Source organism: Marinobacterium lacunae, from assembly GCF_000705555.1.
GTDB classification, from domain to species: domain Bacteria; phylum Pseudomonadota; class Gammaproteobacteria; order Pseudomonadales; family Balneatricaceae; genus Marinobacterium_D; species Marinobacterium_D lacunae.
On sequence record NZ_JMQN01000030.1, the window covers coordinates 1 to 17,676 of the forward strand.

Here is a 17,676-nt window from a genome sequence, read left to right on the forward strand (position 1 = left end):
ACGCGTTTGACGCTGACAAGTAGTTTCATGTTGTGCTTAACCCTCGGATATCACTCAAGCGCTTTGTGTCTGCTTAGGTGTTAGCGCTGCTCAGTAACGCAATCACATCATCGGGAATCGCTCTGGGTTTTGGCTTTTCAGGATGCTCGCCAAGCCAGACGCGGGTCTCCCAGCATTCGATGGCCAGCTGGCCATCCTCTTTGAACACCTGATGAAGGATGTCGAAACTGGTTTTTTTAAATTTTTCGACACACGTGTGGATCTCGATCACCTCGCCGTAGCGGGAGGGGATCTTGAAGCTGGCGCGTGTATCGACCATCGGAAAGCCGACAATGTTGTATCGCTTTCGTAGATCGAATTTTTCCAACCCGGCCGTTCTGAACAGATGTGCGGTCGAGGCGTCGAAATAGGCGAAGTAGCGGGGGTAGAAGACGATCCCAGCAGGATCGCAGTCTCCCCACTCAATTAAAACCCTACGTTTGCTGATCAGCATGACGTCACCCTCATCTCATGCTGCTATCAGCGACCCAGCCCAAACACCTCCTCTGACGGCGTGTCGCTGTAGAGATCCTGCACCAGATCGGCGCGGTTCTTGAGCACAGCGCGCTGGTTAATCGAGCCTTTGTCAGTTACCTCGTTGAGATCGATCGATGGCGGCTCAGCCAGCAGGCGCATACGGCGTACGCGGGTTGAGCTGCCGGTGCTGGTCTCGGCCATTTGCTCCAGCAGGCGCTGGAAGGTCTCGCGCAGATGCGGGGCCTGCAGAATCTCTTTGTCCGACAGGTTTTCACTGTTCGGCACCAGCGAGCGGCAGTGGCCGATGTCGGCAAACACCATGGCCGAAACATAGTCTTTGTCGTGACCGGCAATCACCACGTCCTGAACATAGGGCGCGAAGAAGTGGATGATATGGGCGCGAAGCATGCCGACGCTCACCCAGGTGCCGGTATCCAGCTTGAAATCTTCCGATACACGGCCGTCGAAGCGGAAGCCGCGGTTGGGCTGCTCCGGGTCGATATACTTCACCGCGTCGCCCAGGCAGTAGAACCCCTCTTCGTCATACGCCTTGGCGGTCTGCTCCGGCGCGCGCCAGTACCCCGGCGTTACGGTAACCGCGCGAATACGTGCTTCGAGCTTGTCGCCGTTGGGTACCAGCTTCATCTCGACGCCGGGCAATGGGGTGCCGATGACACCGGAGGCGCACTCTTCGATGGAGGCAAACAGTGCCGACGGGGCGGTTTCGGTGGCTCCAAGCCCTGTGATCATCGGCACTTTCTTGCCGGTGTGTTCGATTGCCAGCGCATCCAGTGCATCCCAGATATGCTGTGACAGACCCGCAGCGGCAAAGTGCGTGAGCTTCAGGTTGGAGAAGAAGGTCTTGGCGACATCCGGAAACTCGCGCAGCTTCTTGACCAGCAACTCGTAGCCCTTGGGCACGTTGAAATAGACGGTCGGTGCGATATCACGCAGGTTGTTCAGTGTAATGTCGAACGCCTTTTCGGTCGGTTTGCCGTGGTCGATATAGAGGCTGCCGCCGTTATAGAGCGCGATACCGATATTGTGGTTGCCGCCGAAGGTGTGGTTCCAGGGCAGCCAGTCCAGCATCATCGGGGGTTCGTCCTTCAGAAAGGCCATGATGCTGCGGATCATCTCCTGATTGGCGCAGATCATGCGCTGGGTGTTGATCACCGCTTTCGGCATGCCGGTGGAACCGGAGGTGAACATGAACTTGGCGATAGTATCGCCGTTGACCTGTGCCTTGGCTGTTTCTGCCTCGACCGAAGGCGCGGTTGAGAGCAGTTCGCTGAACTTTGTTACCGGATTGGACAGGTCGTCGTCACCGTGAGCGCTGGATACCGCCACGATCGGCAGATCCTCCGGTACCACGGCATCGATAGCGTCGCGGTAGGGCCCCAGGTTATCGACAAAGACCAGCCCCGGTGTCAGCACATCGAATACGTGGCGCAACTTGCCATAGTCGGTGGAAACCAGTGAATAGGCCGTTGAGATCGGGGAGTAGGGGACGCCGATATACATCGCCGCCAGCATCAGCAGCAGGTGTTCGTTGCTGTTGCCCGAGAGGCAGATGATCGGACGCTCGACGTCCAGATCGCATTTCAGCAGCCAGGCTGCGATGGCGCGGACGCGGCTCAGGGCCTGACTGTAGGTGATCTCGTCCCACTTGCCCTCGGCGTTGCGTTGAGCGACAAAGACCCGGTCCGGGGCCACCTCGGCCCAGTATTCCAGTCGATCGGTCAAACGCTCCGCGTAGGCTCCGAGGGGGCTATCACAGCGCACGATCTGCTCGCCATTGGCGCGCGCCTCCACCTTTACCGCGAAGTTGTTAACGTTAACGGAATGAAAGTCGGCTAACATGTTGGGCTTCTCCCTCACCAACCGTTTTTTTCTATTTGTCACGGTTGGCGATGTTGTGAATTTATTTTTGTTCTGTATATCCGAGCCGTTGCCGCTCAGATGTCGAATCTGTACTGCTCTATGCCCGCATCCGCCTGCCTGAATGTTGCCAGACGTGCAGCGATGTTGGGTACTGAATGTGCGAAGTAGAACTTCGCCAGCGCCATCAGGTTGCGGTGGTAATCCGGATCCTGACCCTCACTAAGACGCGATTGCGCCACTTGCGCGAGCTCGGCGAGTTGCCATGCACAGCACAGAGTACCCAGCGCTTCGAGCAGGGGGACAGCACCTGCGTTGAGTTGCAGGAGGTTGGCGCCATCGCGGTTGACGATAGGAGCCACTGCATTGGCAACACCGGTGCAGATATCGCCCAATAGCTGTCCGAGACCTGCCAGCTCTGAATCACTGCGCAGCGATTCGGCCAGCGTGCGGATCTCGTTCAGCAGGGCATTGATTGCGGCACCTTCATCGCTCTGGATCTTGCGGAACACCAGATCACGCGCCTGAATACCGGTTGTACCCTCGTAGATCGTGGTGATGCGGGCGTCACGCATCAGCTGGGCTACACCTGTCTCTTCAACAAAGCCCATGCCGCCAAATACCTGAATAGTCGTACCGGCCATCAAGTTGCCGCGCTCAGTGGCATACGCCTTGAAGATCGGAGTCAACAGGGCGACACGGGCGTGCAGCGCTCGGCGCTCGTGGGCATCGCCGGTAAAGTCAGCCTTGTCGATAAGTGCGGCGATCAGGTAACCGAGCGAGCGCAGCCCCATCACTTCCGAGCGCATCGACAACAGCATGCGTGCCACATCCGGGTGATGGGCGATCAGTACACGCTGTTTGCCGGTCTCGAAATCGCTGCCCTGGGTACGTTCAAACGCGTACTCATGAGCACGCTGATAGCCCATCTCGCCGATGGACACACCCTGCATACCGCAGCTCAGACGGGCTTCGTTCATCAGCACGAACATGGCGGCCAAGCCTTTGTTCTCCTCGCCGATCAGCTCGCCGTAGCAGGCGTCATTGTCGCCATAGCTGATCGAGCAGGTCGGGCTGCCGTGCAGACCTGTCTTGTGTTCGATGCCGGTACAGCTGATGTCGTTGGCCTCGCCGAGGGATCCGTCGCTTTCGATGCGGATCTTGGGCACGGCGAACAGGGATATACCGCGACTGCCCGCCGGCGCATCCGGCGTGCGTGCCAGTACCAGGTGCACGATATTTTCAGCCATATCGTGCTCGCCGTAGGTGATAAAGATCTTCTGGCCCTTAATCAGGTAACGGCCATCGCCCTGCGGAACTGCCTTGGTGCTCAGTGCGCCGAGATCGGATCCTGCATTGGGCTCGGTCAACGCCATGGCGATGGTCCACCGGCCGCTGATCAGCGGCTCCAGATAACGCGCCTTCTGTTCATCGGTGCCGAAGTGCAGCAGGATCTCACTGCCACCCTGAGTCAGGGCCTGAAACATGACAAACGCGAGGTTCGCCGACAGCCACATCTCGTTGACCGGCTGAGCAATAAACTTTGGTAGCGACTGGCCACCAAAGTCAGCCGGCAGCGCCAGACCCATCCAGCCAGCCTCACAAAACTGCTGGTAGGCCTCTTTCCAGCCCTCGGGCGTGGTTACCTTGCCGTTGTCGAACCGGCAACCCTGGGTGTCACCAACGGCGTTCAGCGGGGCCAGCTCACCCTGTGCGAACTTGCCGGCCTCTTCGAGCACTGCGCCGATCAGTTCGTCATCGAACTCTGCAAGCTCCGGCAGATCGCGCAGGCCAGCCTTGGCAACCGCCAGGCCGACCAGAAGCTGCATATCTTTCAGAGGCGCCTGATAAAGACTCATGCGTCACCCCGTCGCTTACTTGGCTGCCATGCGGATACCGCCGTCAAGGCGGATCACTTCGCCGTTGAGCATGCGGTTTTCGATGATGTGTTGAGCCAGGGCAGCAAACTCGTCAGGATCGCCAAGGCGCTGCGGGAAGGGCACGGAAGCGCCGAGCGATTCCTGAACCTCCGGTGGCAATACATCCATCATCGGCGTCTTGAAGATGCCCGGGGCGATGGTCAGAACACGAATGCCGAAGCGGGCCAGTTCACGAGCGATCGGCAGTGTCATCGCACAGACACCCCCTTTCGAGGCGGAGTAGGCGGCCTGACCGATCTGGCCATCAAATGCGGCGACCGAGGCGGTGTTGATGATTACGCCGCGCTCGTTGTCGATGCCGGGCTCGTTGTGCTGCATCTTGTCGGCACATATACGGATCATGTTGAAGGTGCCTAGCAGATTGACGCGCAGGGCACGTTCGAAACTGGCCAGGCGGTGGGGGCCTTCGCGACCGATTACACGCTCTGCACCCGGGATACCGGCGCAGTTGACCAGACCGCTGATCGGGCCAAAGCGGTCGATGGCGGTGTCGATACTGCTCTGGACGGACGCCTCGTCGCTGATGTCGGTTGTGCAGAACTGGGCGAGTTCACCCATTGATGCGGCCACCTGCTCGCCGCGTTCGGCGTTGACATCGGCCAGGGTTACGCGTGCGCCAAGACTGTGCAGGCGGCGGGCGACGGCTTCACCAATACCGGAAGCGGCACCGGTGACGACAAAATGGCTGTTCTGAATATTCATCTGTTATCTCCTTCTGGTCGGCGGTCGGCTTACTTTTTCTTGCGGTTCAGGAAGGCGTCGATGCGCTCTTTCACCTCTGCGCTGGTCTGGGTAATACCGGTGATCAGTGATTCGGTATACAGACCGTCGTCGGCCGACATGTTGTCGATGCGGGACAGACCGGTAGCCATGGCCCAGTTGGAGTAACGGGAGTTGGTCGCGATGGTGGCCGCCAGCTCGCAGGCCTTTTCGTACGCCTTGCCCTTGGCAACCACATAGTGTGCAAGGCCGATGCGCTCGCCTTCCTCTGCATTGAGGGTACGTCCGGTCAGCATCATCTCGGTCATGCGGCCTGCACCGATGACACGTGCGACATTCACCGAGGCACCTCCGCCAACGAAGATGCCGTGGCGGCCTTCAGGCAAACGGTAAAAAGTGGTTTCGTCGGAGACACGTACATGGGCGCAAATCGCAAGCTCCAGTCCACCGCCGATGACGGCGCCGTGCATGGCGGCAACGACCGGCACACCCGAGTTGCGGATGTAGCTGAACACGCGGTGCCACATGCGCGAGTGCTGCACAACTTCGAACGGCTCGCGTGCGGTGTGCTCGGACAGATCAAGGCCGGAGCAGAACTCGGCGCCGTTGCCGGAGAGGACGATCACATTCAGGTCGGCGGGAAGGTTGCGGAAAACGTCCTCGATCTCAAGGCAGAGCGCATCGTTGATGGCGTTCTTTTTCTCAGGACGGTTCAGGGTCAGGTAGCCGGTACCATCCTCAACGGAGAAGGTCAGGTGGCGGTATTCACTCATCGGTTGACAGCCTCTTCTTATTCTGGGAACCGAGCATCGGAAGTGCCCTGTGGGCGTGCGAGCTGCTCTTTGTTCGAATCTTGTTTAGTTTTTAATAGTTGTATATTACAACAAATATAATTGCAAATTATTTGTGCGCTCCAGTTGTGAGGCGCAATCGACCGGCGCAGTACCGGACTCTATTGGGAAAAGCGTAGAAGAACCGGGAGCCGTCCAGCGACTCCCGTTCGAGATCAACGTGCTTCGACGCGAATCACCGTCGCCATGCCGGTATCGCCTGCTGCACAGCCTGTGAACAGGCCGTAGCCGCCGCCGAGCAGCACCAGCTCCTCGATCAGCTCGATCACGGCGCGCATACCGGTGGGGCCTTGCGGGTGTCCCCAGATCATCGAACAGCCATAGTTGTTCATCTCCATGACATCGACACCGGTGGCTTTGGCAAAGGCGACATCGTTGACCGCAAAGGGGTTGTGGGTCTTGATCGCCTTGATCTCCTTGTACGTTACGCCAGCCATCGCCAGCGCCCGGGCCGCAGCTTCGATGGGGGCGGCCGGCATATGGGCCAGCTCGGTACGGGACTGACCAAATCCGCACAGGCTGATCTTGATCGATTGATCACGACTGAGCTCGCGCGCCTTATCCGGAGTGGTCAGGATGACAGACGCATTGCCGTCGGCCGGGTGGGTCATGTTGCCGTAGGTGACCACGCCGCCTTCATAAACAGGGCGCAGCTTTGCAAGCCCCTCGGCGGTCGTCGGGAAGACCCCTTCGTCACCTGTGAGGACAGTGGCTTCTTTCTTGAACGAGGGGTTGGGCACACTGAACGGTAGCGTCATGTAGCGCTTCTGGAACGCCTGGTCGTCCGCCAGTGCCGCCTGATACTGCTCGAAGCGGCGCAGTGCCACGGCATCAAGCTCTTCACGGCTGATGTTGAACTGCTTGGCCACGTTCTCGCCGGTCTGGATCATCGAGTGACCGGCAATGGCGTCGTTCTGCATGTTGTAGGTAACCTGATCCTCCGACTGCCCATAGCCGCCAGCACCGTTGGGGGAGGGGTAGTAGATATGCGCACCGTTGGAGCAGCGGTCGGCCGTCATCAGAAGCGTTGTTTCGGACATGCCCAGAGCAATTTCAGAAGCGGCGGAGAACAGGCCGCGCACACTGGTGGCACAGACCTGACCCACCACATGGCCCGGGGCCAGCTTTGCGCCGAGCTCATAGAGCGGCCAGGGGGCGCCATAGAAAGACTGATACTGAGCGTTGGTCATGCCCAGTACGCCCGAGTCGAAAATGGCCGGGTCGATGTCGCGCTTGGCCAGCTCGTTCTTGGCCACCCAGGCGGCAAACTTCATTGAGTGCAGGTGTTGCAGCGTACCCTGCCATTTGGTGAAAGGGGTGGACCAGTATGCGCCGTAGGGGATCTCGACATTGTTCAGTGACATGGGATCTCTCTCTTTATTAGCTGTGGATTCGCGAGCCTGTTACTGGCCGGCTTTCATGATCTGTTTTAGGCCGCCCCAGCGTTCCTGGAACAGCTCGATCGGCATTTCGCGCAGGTCGTCGGCGACTAGAGGTCTGAAGTCCATCGCGGCCAGTACGTCGCGCTCGAGGTCCAGTCCGGGGGCAATTTCAGTCAGCGTCATTCCCTCATCGCGCAGTTCAAATACGGCGCGCTCGGTGATGTAGATAACCGGCTGGCCATTCTGACGCGCGATATCGCCGCTGAAGGTGATGTGATCGACAGCCTCTACAAACTTTTTCGCCTTGCCTTCCTGCAGCACCTTCACGCCGGTTTCGCTGAATTCCACCTTCGCACCGGCTGTCAGCGTGCCGCAGAACACAACCTTCTTGGCGCTCTGGGTGATGTTGATGAAACCGCCGGGGCCGACAACACGGGGGCCGAACTTGCTGACGTTCAGGTTGCCCTTGGCATCCGCCTGAGCCAGACCCAGGAAGGCGATATCAAGACCGCCGCCGTCGTAGAAATCGAACTGGGCATGGTGCTCGATGATCGCATCGGCGTTCCAGGCGGCGCCGAAGTCGCCGCCGGACGCGGGTACACCGCCGTAGGTGCCAAGCTCAGTGGTAAGGGTAAACTGGTCGACGACGCCCTCTTCGGCGGCCACGGAGGCAACACCGTCAGGTACGCCGATACCGAGATTAACCAGTACGTCCGGGCGCAGCTCCATCGCCGCACGGCGGGCGATCAGTTTGCGCTCGCTAAAGGGCATAGGCGGGATGGCGCCAAGCGGTACGCGCACATTGCCGGCCAGTCCCGGGTTGTAGAGCGTGGTGATGGTTTGTTTGTGGTTTTCGGGATCGGCGACTACCACGTAGTCCACCAGCACGCCGGGAATCTTCACATCTTTCGGGTGTAGCGACTTGGCCTCGGCGAGATATTTAACCTGGGCGATGACGATGCCGCCGGTGTTATGGGCGGCTTGCGCCATCGGCAGAGCTTCGCTGATCTGAGCCTCTTCCTCGACGGTGAGGTTGCCGTTCTCATCGGCAGTGGTGGCCCGGATGATGGCAACATTGACGGGGAAGCTCTTGTAGAGCAGCCACTGCTCATCTTCGATGTCGATCAGCTTGACCAGATCTTCGGTGGTCTTGTCGGTGACCTTGCCACCGGAGATGCGGGGGTCGACAAACGTACCCATGCCCACCTTGGTGATGACGCCCGGCTTATGCCCGGCAATCTGGCGCCACAGTGTTGCCAATACGCCTTGCGGCAGAAGATAGGCTTCAATCTGGTTGTCGGCGATCAGTTGTCCCATCTTCGGCGCTTGACCTGTGTGCCCGGATATCAGGCGCTTGACCAGTCCGGGATAGGCCAGATGGGACATGCCCGCGTCCTTGCCGTCGCCACAGCCGCAGTCGTGCACAGGTGTTATGCCCTTGGGCGAGCCCGTTTCAACAAAGCGCTTTTCCAGCGCCTGTGCAATCTCTTCAGCGAAGTAGGACATGCCGATGGTTGTCCATGCGACGGTATCGCCATCCTTGATCAGTTCGGCGGCCTGGTCGGCGGTAATCACTTTAGTCATCGATGAGAACACCTTTTTATTCTGTTGAGTAGCGACAGCCGGCGCGCAAGAGGGGCGATAGGCTGTTGCCGATGTTTGGTTTATATATTTAATTGTTGTGCATATCAACAGTAATGACCATTAATTTGTTTGTGCTTCATCTTTACGGGTCGTTCGGAACGCGGGGCGGCAGGGGAGAAATCGATGGATTTACAATATGTTTTGTTTATCTACAGTTAATATGTGCTATTGATAATCTATAAAAATAATTTTCGTAACATGTGATGGGTTTTGCTGTGAAGACAGATGACGATGCCAAGCCGGGTGATGCCGATATCGATTTCGGTACGCTTCATGAATTGACGGGTTACTGGTTGCGCAGGGCGCAGCTGAACACCTACCGCAATGTAAGAAACTTCTTTTTCGATGAGTTCGAGATGACGCCCGGGCTATTCGGTGTGCTCGAGATTGTCTTTAGAAATCCGGGTCTGACACAGACAGCGGTGGCCAACGCGATGGGCAACGACCGGTCCGCGATGGTGGCGATCATCGACAAGCTCGAAAAGAGGGGATTGATCGAACGTCGACCTTCACCGGTGGACCGGCGGTCGAAGGCACTGTACATGACCACTCAGGGTGAGGCATTCCAGGCGCGCGTGCGTAGCCGCGCCTTGCAACACAACCAACAGTTTTTTGATCTGCTCACAGTCGAGGAACATCAGCAGTTCGTCGACATGCTCAAGCGGGTGGCGGAGCGGGCAGACGAAAGCAGGTGTTGATACAACTTGTGTTAAGGGTAAAAAATTGGATCCAACATATGTTGTATTGATAAACAATGTGTGCCATAAATAGTGCCAGCAGATGAGTGACGGACCCCTTCCAGTTGCTGACTGCAAGCGTTACAGATCTGATAAAACAATAACAAGGTGCTGAAAATGCGTATAAAAACTCTCGTTGCAGCGGTTTCGCTGTCCATCGCCGGGGCCACTCTGTCTACCAGCAGCCTGGCGGCTGATCCTGAATTCTCCTTCAAGCTGCATCACATGCTGCCGCCGATGTCGATGGCGCATACCAAGATCCTGACCCCCTGGGCTGAAAAGATCGAAGAGGAGTCCAACGGTCGGATCCATATCGAGGTCTATCCCGCCATGCAGCTCGGCGGTAAACCGCCCCAGCTGTTTGATCAGGCGCGCAAGGGTATTGCCGATATCACCTGGACCGTAACCGGTTACACACCGGGTCGTTTCCCGAAATCCACCGTCTTTGAACTGCCGTTCATACCGGCCAGTGCCAAGACAACCAGCATGGCGATGCAGGAGTACGCCGAGAAAGAGATGGGCGAAGAGCTGAAAGATGTCCATCTGCTGGCGGTGCATACCCATTCACCGGGCTCATTGCACTCCCGTGAGAAGCCTGTTCAAACGGCTGCCGATCTGGAAGGCACGAAGCTGCGTGCGCCTAATAAGGTAATGGCCGACGCATTCTCGGTATTCGATGCCAACCCCGTGTTTATGCCGGTAACCCAGATGCCCAGTGCACTGTCCAAGGGTGTTCTCGATATCGCGGTTCTACCGTTCGAGGTGGTTGCGGCACTGAAGATCCACGAATTGGTCAAGTATCACACCGAGATCGAGGGACAGCGCGGACTGTACGTTAACACCTTCCTGTTCACCATGAACAAGGATGCCTACGAGTCGCTGCCGCCGGATCTGCAGAAGGTGATTGACGATAACTCCGGTATCGAGCTGGCCGGTCGCATGGGGCAGCTGTTCGATGAAACCGAGGCGGTGAACCGTCAGATCGCGGTAGATCAGGGTAATACCTTCTACACCCTTCCCGACAGTGAACGTGATGCTTGGAAACAGGCAATGCAGCCGATCACCGATGCCTGGATTCAGGATATGACCTCCGAAGGCTTCGATGGTCAGGGCCTATATGAAGAGGCCAAAGAGCTGATCAGCAAATACGAAAAACTCAACGGGGAAGCATAAGCGTCATGAACCTGGATCAATCTGCTTGCCAGACGGCTGTCGGCAGGGGGTTGGCATGGTTATCCCGCCAGTTTGCGCTGGCGGGAGGTCTCATCATGCTAGCGCTGGCCGTCATGACCGTTGTCAGCATCATCGGTCGAAGCACCATCGGTGTATCGGTAGAGGGTGATTACGAACTGGTTGAGGCCGGGCTCGGTATAGCGGTGTTTCTGTTTCTTCCCGAGTGCTACGTCAAACAGGGACACGTGGTCGTCGATCTGTTTACCGCACACTGCCAGATGGTCACGATCAGACGGCTCGAGATGATCAGTGATCTGCTCTTTACCCTTGTGTCGGCTGTTCTGATATGGCGCATAAGTCTTGCCGGTATGGAAGCCTACGAGTACATGGAGCAGTCGATGATCCTTGAGCTTCCGCTCTGGTGGGTATTCGCCGTTGGCGTTGTGTCGATGTCGCTTCTGGGCTTGTGCAGCCTGAACAATCTCTTTATCTATTTCTTCCGGAGGCTGGTGCGATGACCGATATACAGCTGGCTTTCGCTATGATGGCGCTGCTGATGGTGCTGATGGGGTTCCGTATCCCGATTGCACTGTCGATGCTGGGTTGCGGCGCGCTGGGCTACACGCTGTTGGCGGGTATGCCATCACTTCTGGAGTATCTGGGGACCGCTCCGGTCGACAAATTCTCCACCTACGATCTGTCCGTCGTGCCGCTGTTTATCCTCATGGGTGAACTGGCGACGCGGGCGGGTATTACCGCCGAGCTGTTCCGTACCTGTAATACCTGGGTGGGTCACATGAAAGGCGGGCTGGCGATGGCAGCGGTCGCCGGCTGCGCGGCATTCGGTGCTATCTGTGGTTCCTCGCTGGCCACGGCATCGACCATGGGTAAGGTCGCGTTGCCCGAGATGAAACGCCTGAAATATGCCGGTGGACTGTCGGCCGGCTCATTGGCAGCCGGGGGCACCCTGGGCATTCTGATACCGCCCTCCATGGTGTTGATCATCTTTGCTGTGCTGACCGAGCAGAACATCTCGAAGATGTTTATCGCCGCCTTCGCGCCGGGTTTTCTTGCAGCCTTCGGTTACATGCTTGCGATCGCCATTTATGTGCGCCTCTATCCCAACTCGGGGCCGCGTGGCGAGAAGACCAGCTTCAAGGACAAGCTGCGCTCGACCAAGGACGTCTGGCACATCACGCTGATTTTTCTGATTGTACTGGGCGGTATCTACCTCGGTTTCTTCACGCCTAACGAAGCAGCTGCGGTGGGCGTCGTGCTCACGGCGATACTGGCCTTTACGCATGGCCGCATGTCCCTGGCGGATTTTCGCGAGAGCATCCTGCGTACGGCGGTATCCTCGGCGATGATCTTCTTTATCGTGTTCGGGGCTGACCTGTTCAGTGTGTTTATCGCACTGTCGCAGCTGCCGGCAGCAGGTGTCGAACTGATTGAAAACTCGGGCCTGTCGCCTTATACAGTGCTGATTCTGATGCTACTGACCTATCTGGTCATGGGATGTTTTCTGGACAGTCTGGCGATGATTCTGCTGACCATTCCGATCTACTTCCCGATGATCATCGCCATGGACTTCGGCTTCCCGGTTGATGATGTGGGGATCTGGTTCGGCATCCTGGCACTGGTTGTGGTTGAAGTGGGCTTGATCACGCCACCAGTGGGTATGAATGTCTTCATCATCAAGTCATTCGACAGTTCGCTGACGCTCGGTGCCTGCTTCCGCGGAGTAGTGCCATTTTTGATGTCGGACATCGTGCGTGTGGGCATGCTGGTCGCTTTCCCGTCGATCACACTCGCTCTGGTTCATCTGTTGGGTTGATGCCCGACAACCCCGCCTGAGGTTTTTAAACCTTGTGTCGCCTTCAGGGGAGCCGTTGCTCCCCTGTTTTTTGCGTTAAAGAAATAGGCTTGTGCGAAAAATTTATATGTTTAAAATTTAATTGTTGAGATTTTAAATATATCGTTTTTTGGCCTATTTTCGGCTGTGGAGGTTTGATGAGCAGCTCTCAAGGAGCGACGGACGAGATCAGCTTCGGTGTTCTCGGTGAAATGCTGGGTTACAGGTTACGGCGTGCACAGCTTACGTTCTTCAACAATTTTTCGTCTGTTTGCTCAGACCTCGGCGTCAGTCCAGGGCTGTTCGGGGTGCTGTCGATCGCCAAAGAGAACCCGGGCCTGACCCAGACTGCAGTTGCGCAGGCGCTGGGCAATGACCGCTCTGCCATGGTGGCCGCGGTCGATCGGCTGGAGAAGCTTGAGCTGATCGAGCGTCGTCCGTCCAAAAAGGATCGGCGTTCATATGCACTCTACCTTACCGAACACGGTGAGCGTTTTTATGAGGATCTGGTCAATCGTGTCCAGCGCCATGAAGAGCAGTTGTGTGAACGTTTGAAGCCGGGTGAAAAGGAGTGGTTGCTCGAAGTATTGGGACGTTTTTCCTCGTAGAAACGGGTGTCTCGATAAAACCCTACAAGAAGGTGCCGTCCGGCACCTTTTTTGCGTTATCTCCCCTGTTGCTGATCTGTCTGAAGCGACCGCTGTAAGATGCCTGTCACCGAATTGAAGTAGTTTTTTAAAGGCTATTTAACGTCGGAACGGATACCGAAACGCTTCATGAAAGGCACAGCTTTGTCGTCATTCAATCCAATCCAGTTGGCTACTGCTTTACTGGGGCTGGTGTTTACCGGCTTTCTCTGGTCTTTCACCTATCACCAGATGGAGACGATTCGTCTCGAAACCCTTGATGCCAGCGCCGCCGAGCAGACGAATCTGGTGACGATCGTGACCGAAAACCTGCGCCAGATAACCGAGCGTGCGCGTCTGATTGCCAACCTGACGGTTCTGGGCAGTGCGCCGAGCGCCAGTCAGCTAGCGGCCCTGGATGTGCTGTTGGCCAGTGACCCGGTATTCAACCGGATCTCGATCTACGCGACCAGCGGTGGCCTTATTTACGCCTCCTCACCCGGAGCAGGACAGCATCTCGAGGCGGATGTGCTGCAGCTGCTCGATAATCATCAGGACCGATTCGGATCGGGTACACCTCTGTTGAGACCGGAGCCTGCCCACACCGAGTCTTACTTTGTTCCGCAGTGGCGTTTGCCGTTCGTGGTGTCGGTGCGTAATCCCCGAGAGCCCGGGAAGGATCGGGTACTGTTGATTGAGCTGGACCTCGGTTACCTGTTGAGTCTGTACCAACGGATGGATTTAGGACGTTCCGGACTGATTCAGATTTATGACGCTGGCGGACAACAGCGGGTACGCGCCAACAGCGCCGGTATCATTATCGGTGGTGGCGAATTTCCGCAACCGCCCGAGGCTCAGGGGAGTGACCCCCTGCGTTTCCGGCAGCAGATCAGCGGTGAGAATGACCCCTATCAGTCGGTGCTGATGCCGATGCCGGAACTGGGACTATCCTTTGTTTTACGCCGCAGCGAAGCTGAGATACTTAAGCCTTACCAGGCGATTAAACAGCGCTATCTGATTGTACTGATGCTGACCAGTGTGATGATTCTGAGCGTGGTCGCCTGGCTTTTATGGATGCTGCAGCGACGACAACGCACGTTGAGTGCACTGCATCTTGCGCATGACGACAACAGCCGCCTGATCGAAAGGCTAGAACGTGAGCATCAGCGCAGTACTCATGCCGCCGCCACCGATCATCTTACTGGGTTATTGAACCGCCGCAGTTTTGTCGAGCAGGCGCAGCAAGTGCTAGACGATTTGGGCGCTCCGGCGCTGATTGCTGTGTTATTCATCGATCTGGACCGGTTCAAGTCAATCAATGACTCGCTTGGTCATCGCACGGGCGATCTGTTGCTCAAAGCGGTGGCGGGCCGAATCGAAACGCTAGTCACCTCGTCGGATCGTGCGGCGCGCTTCGGTGGCGACGAGTTCGTGTTGATGCTGATTGGACGGTTGGGCCGCAGCGATCTTGAAAGCGTCGTCATCCGCCTGCGAGATGGCCTGAGCGCACCTTACCAACTCGAGGACAAGCGTGTTCATGTTAGTCCCAGTATCGGTATCGCCTGGACCGATGGCCGCGAGCGAGACCTTGAGACACTTATCCGCCATGCCGATATTGCCATGTACAGCGCCAAACGTGCGGGGCGTGGCCAGTATCGCTATTTTCAACGCTCGGAGAGTGAGCACCGCACCGAAGAGTTTGAACTGGAGCAGGGACTACAGGCTGCCTTGAAACATAGCGAATTCGAGTTGGTTTACCAGCCGATCGTCGATCTGGTCAGCGAGCGCCTGCTCGGGCTGGAGGCGCTGGTTCGCTGGCGTCATCCTCAGCGAGGAGTCTGGCCCGCTGAGCGATTTATACCGGTAGCCGAGCGTGCCGGACTGATGAGTGAGCTGGGTATCGAGATTCTGCGCATCGCCATGCGTCAGATGAGTCGTTGGCGCCAAGCCGGTGTAGATCGTATGCCGGTATCGGTGGATGTCTCGCCTCAGCAGCTGCAACACAACGGCTTCTCGGAATGCGTGCTGGAGTTGCTCGATAACCTGTCGATCGACGGCGCTGAACTCAGGCTCGAAGTCAGTGAGAGCGCGATTTTGGGCACCAATACACAGGTTTATGACCAGCTTGAACAGCTCAGTCAGGCGGGTATCGGCATCACGCTGGATCACTTCGGACGCGGATATGCGGGCTTTGCCCAGCTGCAGAGGCTGCCGTTCAGTACCGTGAAGCTGGATCGAAAACTGGTTGGCGAGATTCGGCGCTCAGACGAAGATCCGGCGATTTTGTCCGCCACCATAGCCCTTGCCAGAAAGCTCTCGCTTGAGGTTGTTGCCGAAGGGGTCGAGACGCTTGAGCAACTCGCTTGCCTTCAGCGTCTGGGCTGCAATAGCGGGCAAGGGGCTCTGCTGTATCCACCTCTTGTCTGCGACGAGATTACACCGTTACTGCAATCTCAAATAGACAGGAGAGACACATGATCCGAACACTGCTGTTGGGCGTGATACTTCTTGTGTGGGGGCCGCTCAGTATTGCCGCCGGCTCTGATGATGAAAGCTGTAATGTCAGTACGCTGCGTTTCTCGATGATACCCAAGAACAATGTGGAACGTCAGGTCGAGGGCTACAAAAGCCTGACCGAACTGCTTGAGCAGCGCTTGCAGGTGCCGGTGCAGATTATTCGTCCTACCTCTTACAACTCGGTTGTGGAGGGGGTGGTTACCGGAGCTGTTGATTTAGCTGTACTGGGCCCTGCCGCCTATGTGCGTGCGCACGGGATGGATTCGCGTGTGACCGCTTTTGCCTCGCTCTCCTATGCGGCTGATTTTTTCACGCCCCGAGGCGAGTATTACTCCTCTATTCTGGTTGCGAATGCCGACTCCCCATTCACCGATATAAAGCGACTTCGGGGCGCACGCGTTGCCTTCACTGACCCTGGCAGCACTTCCGGCGAGTTGATACCGTCGACGCAGTTTGTAAAGGAGATCGGCGGTGATTTGAACCGCTTTTTTGCTTCGCGCATCTATGCCGGATCACACGATAAGGCGATGGAGGCACTGCTGGATCGCCGCGTCGATGCAGCATTCGTTTCCAGCAGTCGGGCCGATCGGTTTCTGGACCAGGGGCGTATCGACAAGAGCAGCTTTCGGGTGCTCTGGCGTTCGGAACCGATACATTTCGATCCCTTTGTGTTCGGCACGAGCCTGTGCCCCTCACTGCGTAAGCGCATCGCTGAGTTTATGCTCTCGGGTGATGACCAGCTTGAACCTTACCTTGGGTTTGAAGGGGCCAGTGCCATCATTCCGGTTACGGATGACGCCTACACGCCCATAGCCGAACTCAGTCAATAACCGCGGCGCCGTGGCTCTCCTGCAAGGCGGCGAGAAAGCGGCGAACCAGTCGGGTCGGGGCCGGTGATTTACGATAGAGAGCGGCGAATTCGCAGTAATAGTTGAATTCCGACTGCGCGATCTGGCGCATCTGACCTGCGCTGACAAAGGACGCGGCGTAGTGGTCCGGCAGATAGCCGATAAACACACCGGAGCGGATGAGGGTGGCGATCCCCTCCTGATCGTTGGCGACCGCGCTCTTCTCCAGACCGTGCTTGCGGCCGGTTTCCATATTGGGGCTATGAAAGCTAAGCCCTGCATAGCGCTGAGCTTTGATCTCCTGGGCGCTGGCGCTTGTGGCGCGCTCGAAAAGCGGGTGTCCCTTGCCGCAATACAGATGCATCTGTTCACCGAACAGCGGGATGTATTTGAGGCTGCTTGAGGAGCGGTGGGTGGGGATGATGCCGACATGGTAACGTCCATCCAGTATGCCTTTCTCGATCTGATTGACCGGCACCACGTGGATGTCGATCAGCACCTCGGGCGCGTTGGCCGTAAAGGCCGCAATCGCATCGGGCACCCGGCATTCGGGGTTGCTGACGGTTTTGTCGAACATGGCGACCGAGAGCTGCCCTTGAAGGGTGCGGTGCATGTCGTTCACCTGGTGTCGGAAGTCTTCGATCGACGTGATCAGCCGCTGCGCGTATTCGTATATCTGCACCCCCTCCTGCGTCATCGAGAACCCGCCGCGCCCGCGTCGGCACAATGTCAGCCCCAGGCGAATCTCCAGATCTTTCAGGTGGCGGCTGATGGTGGAGCGGCCGATATTAAGCTCCAGTTCGGCAGCGCTTAGCCCCCCGGCTTCGACTACGGCCATGAATACTCTCAACAGGCGTATATCGGCATCGGACAGGTTACCCAGAAGTGCTCTCATCTTTGGCCTTTTAATGTTTCATAAAACTGCAAATAAGTTTCGATTAATTGTAATTTATCAAACTTAACCCCTGTCCTAAAGTGCATCGCAGATACTG

Annotated in this window: 15 protein-coding genes; 7 read left to right on the forward strand and 8 right to left on the reverse strand. The window is 57.2% G+C overall.

Annotated elements, in window-relative coordinates; all coding sequences use genetic code 11:
- Positions 1-73 precede the first annotated feature (73 nt).
- From ADIMK_RS10560 to ADIMK_RS10590, 7 genes are all read right to left on the reverse strand, one after another.
- Positions 74-493 carry an acyl-CoA thioesterase gene (locus ADIMK_RS10560; RefSeq protein WP_036187566.1) on the reverse strand — a complete coding sequence of 140 codons (420 nt, stop codon included), beginning with the start codon at positions 491-493 and terminating at the stop codon, positions 74-76.
- A 26-nt stretch (positions 494-519) separates the two neighbouring features.
- Positions 520-2,376: a feruloyl-CoA synthase gene (locus ADIMK_RS10565; RefSeq protein ID WP_036187570.1), complete on the reverse strand. Its 1,857-nt coding sequence runs from the start codon at positions 2,374-2,376 to the stop codon at positions 520-522.
- Positions 2,377-2,471: 95 nt separating this feature from the next.
- Complete coding sequence (locus ADIMK_RS10570) at positions 2,472-4,253, reverse strand: acyl-CoA dehydrogenase family protein (protein ID WP_036187573.1); 1,782 nt, start codon at positions 4,251-4,253, stop codon at positions 2,472-2,474.
- 15 nt (positions 4,254-4,268) lie between these two features.
- A complete protein-coding gene (locus ADIMK_RS10575; protein ID WP_036187574.1) occupies positions 4,269-5,036 on the reverse strand; it encodes a 3-hydroxyacyl-CoA dehydrogenase in 768 nt (255 codons plus the stop codon).
- A gap of 29 nt (positions 5,037-5,065) precedes the next feature.
- The gene (locus ADIMK_RS10580) at positions 5,066-5,827 is read right to left on the reverse strand and encodes a crotonase/enoyl-CoA hydratase family protein (protein WP_036187581.1); all 762 of its coding nucleotides are present in this window, start codon (positions 5,825-5,827) and stop codon (positions 5,066-5,068) included.
- 233 nt (positions 5,828-6,060) lie between these two features.
- A complete protein-coding gene (locus tag ADIMK_RS10585) occupies positions 6,061-7,269 on the reverse strand; it encodes a thiolase family protein (RefSeq protein ID WP_036187583.1) in 1,209 nt (402 codons plus the stop codon).
- Positions 7,270-7,308: 39 nt separating this feature from the next.
- Positions 7,309-8,871, reverse strand: coding sequence for an acyl CoA:acetate/3-ketoacid CoA transferase (locus tag ADIMK_RS10590; RefSeq protein WP_036187585.1), 1,563 nt, complete (start codon positions 8,869-8,871; stop codon positions 7,309-7,311).
- A gap of 275 nt (positions 8,872-9,146) precedes the next feature.
- Between ADIMK_RS10590 and ADIMK_RS10595 the strand changes: the two genes are divergently transcribed.
- From ADIMK_RS10595 to ADIMK_RS10625, 7 genes are all read left to right on the forward strand, one after another.
- Complete coding sequence (locus ADIMK_RS10595; RefSeq protein ID WP_036187695.1) at positions 9,147-9,629, forward strand: MarR family winged helix-turn-helix transcriptional regulator; 483 nt, start codon at positions 9,147-9,149, stop codon at positions 9,627-9,629.
- A 156-nt stretch (positions 9,630-9,785) separates the two neighbouring features.
- Positions 9,786-10,841 (forward strand): TRAP transporter substrate-binding protein, encoded by a 1,056-nt coding sequence (locus ADIMK_RS10600; protein WP_036187587.1) that lies wholly within the window; start codon positions 9,786-9,788, stop codon positions 10,839-10,841.
- Between the two features lie 5 nt (positions 10,842-10,846).
- Positions 10,847-11,359 (forward strand): TRAP transporter small permease, encoded by a 513-nt coding sequence (locus tag ADIMK_RS10605; RefSeq protein ID WP_036187589.1) that lies wholly within the window; start codon positions 10,847-10,849, stop codon positions 11,357-11,359.
- Entirely contained in the window at positions 11,356-12,675 is a 1,320-nt protein-coding gene (locus tag ADIMK_RS10610; protein ID WP_036187591.1) for a TRAP transporter large permease, read from the forward strand. Before ADIMK_RS10605 ends, ADIMK_RS10610 begins: the two co-directional genes overlap by 4 nt.
- 176 nt (positions 12,676-12,851) lie before the next feature.
- Positions 12,852-13,301, forward strand: a complete 450-nt coding sequence (locus ADIMK_RS10615) for a MarR family winged helix-turn-helix transcriptional regulator (protein ID WP_036187593.1) — start codon at positions 12,852-12,854, stop codon at positions 13,299-13,301.
- Between the two features lie 168 nt (positions 13,302-13,469).
- Positions 13,470-15,797 carry a putative bifunctional diguanylate cyclase/phosphodiesterase gene (locus tag ADIMK_RS10620; protein ID WP_036187595.1) on the forward strand — a complete coding sequence of 776 codons (2,328 nt, stop codon included), beginning with the start codon at positions 13,470-13,472 and terminating at the stop codon, positions 15,795-15,797.
- Positions 15,794-16,666, forward strand: coding sequence for a phosphate/phosphite/phosphonate ABC transporter substrate-binding protein (locus ADIMK_RS10625; RefSeq protein WP_036187596.1), 873 nt, complete (start codon positions 15,794-15,796; stop codon positions 16,664-16,666). The genes ADIMK_RS10620 and ADIMK_RS10625 overlap by 4 nt, the downstream gene beginning before the upstream one ends.
- Here ADIMK_RS10625 and ADIMK_RS10630 read toward each other — a convergent pair.
- Positions 16,656-17,579 (reverse strand): LysR family transcriptional regulator, encoded by a 924-nt coding sequence (locus ADIMK_RS10630; RefSeq protein ID WP_036187598.1) that lies wholly within the window; start codon positions 17,577-17,579, stop codon positions 16,656-16,658. The two genes, ADIMK_RS10625 and ADIMK_RS10630, sit on opposite strands and share 11 nt — an antisense overlap.
- Between the last annotated feature and the right edge of the window lie 97 nt (positions 17,580-17,676).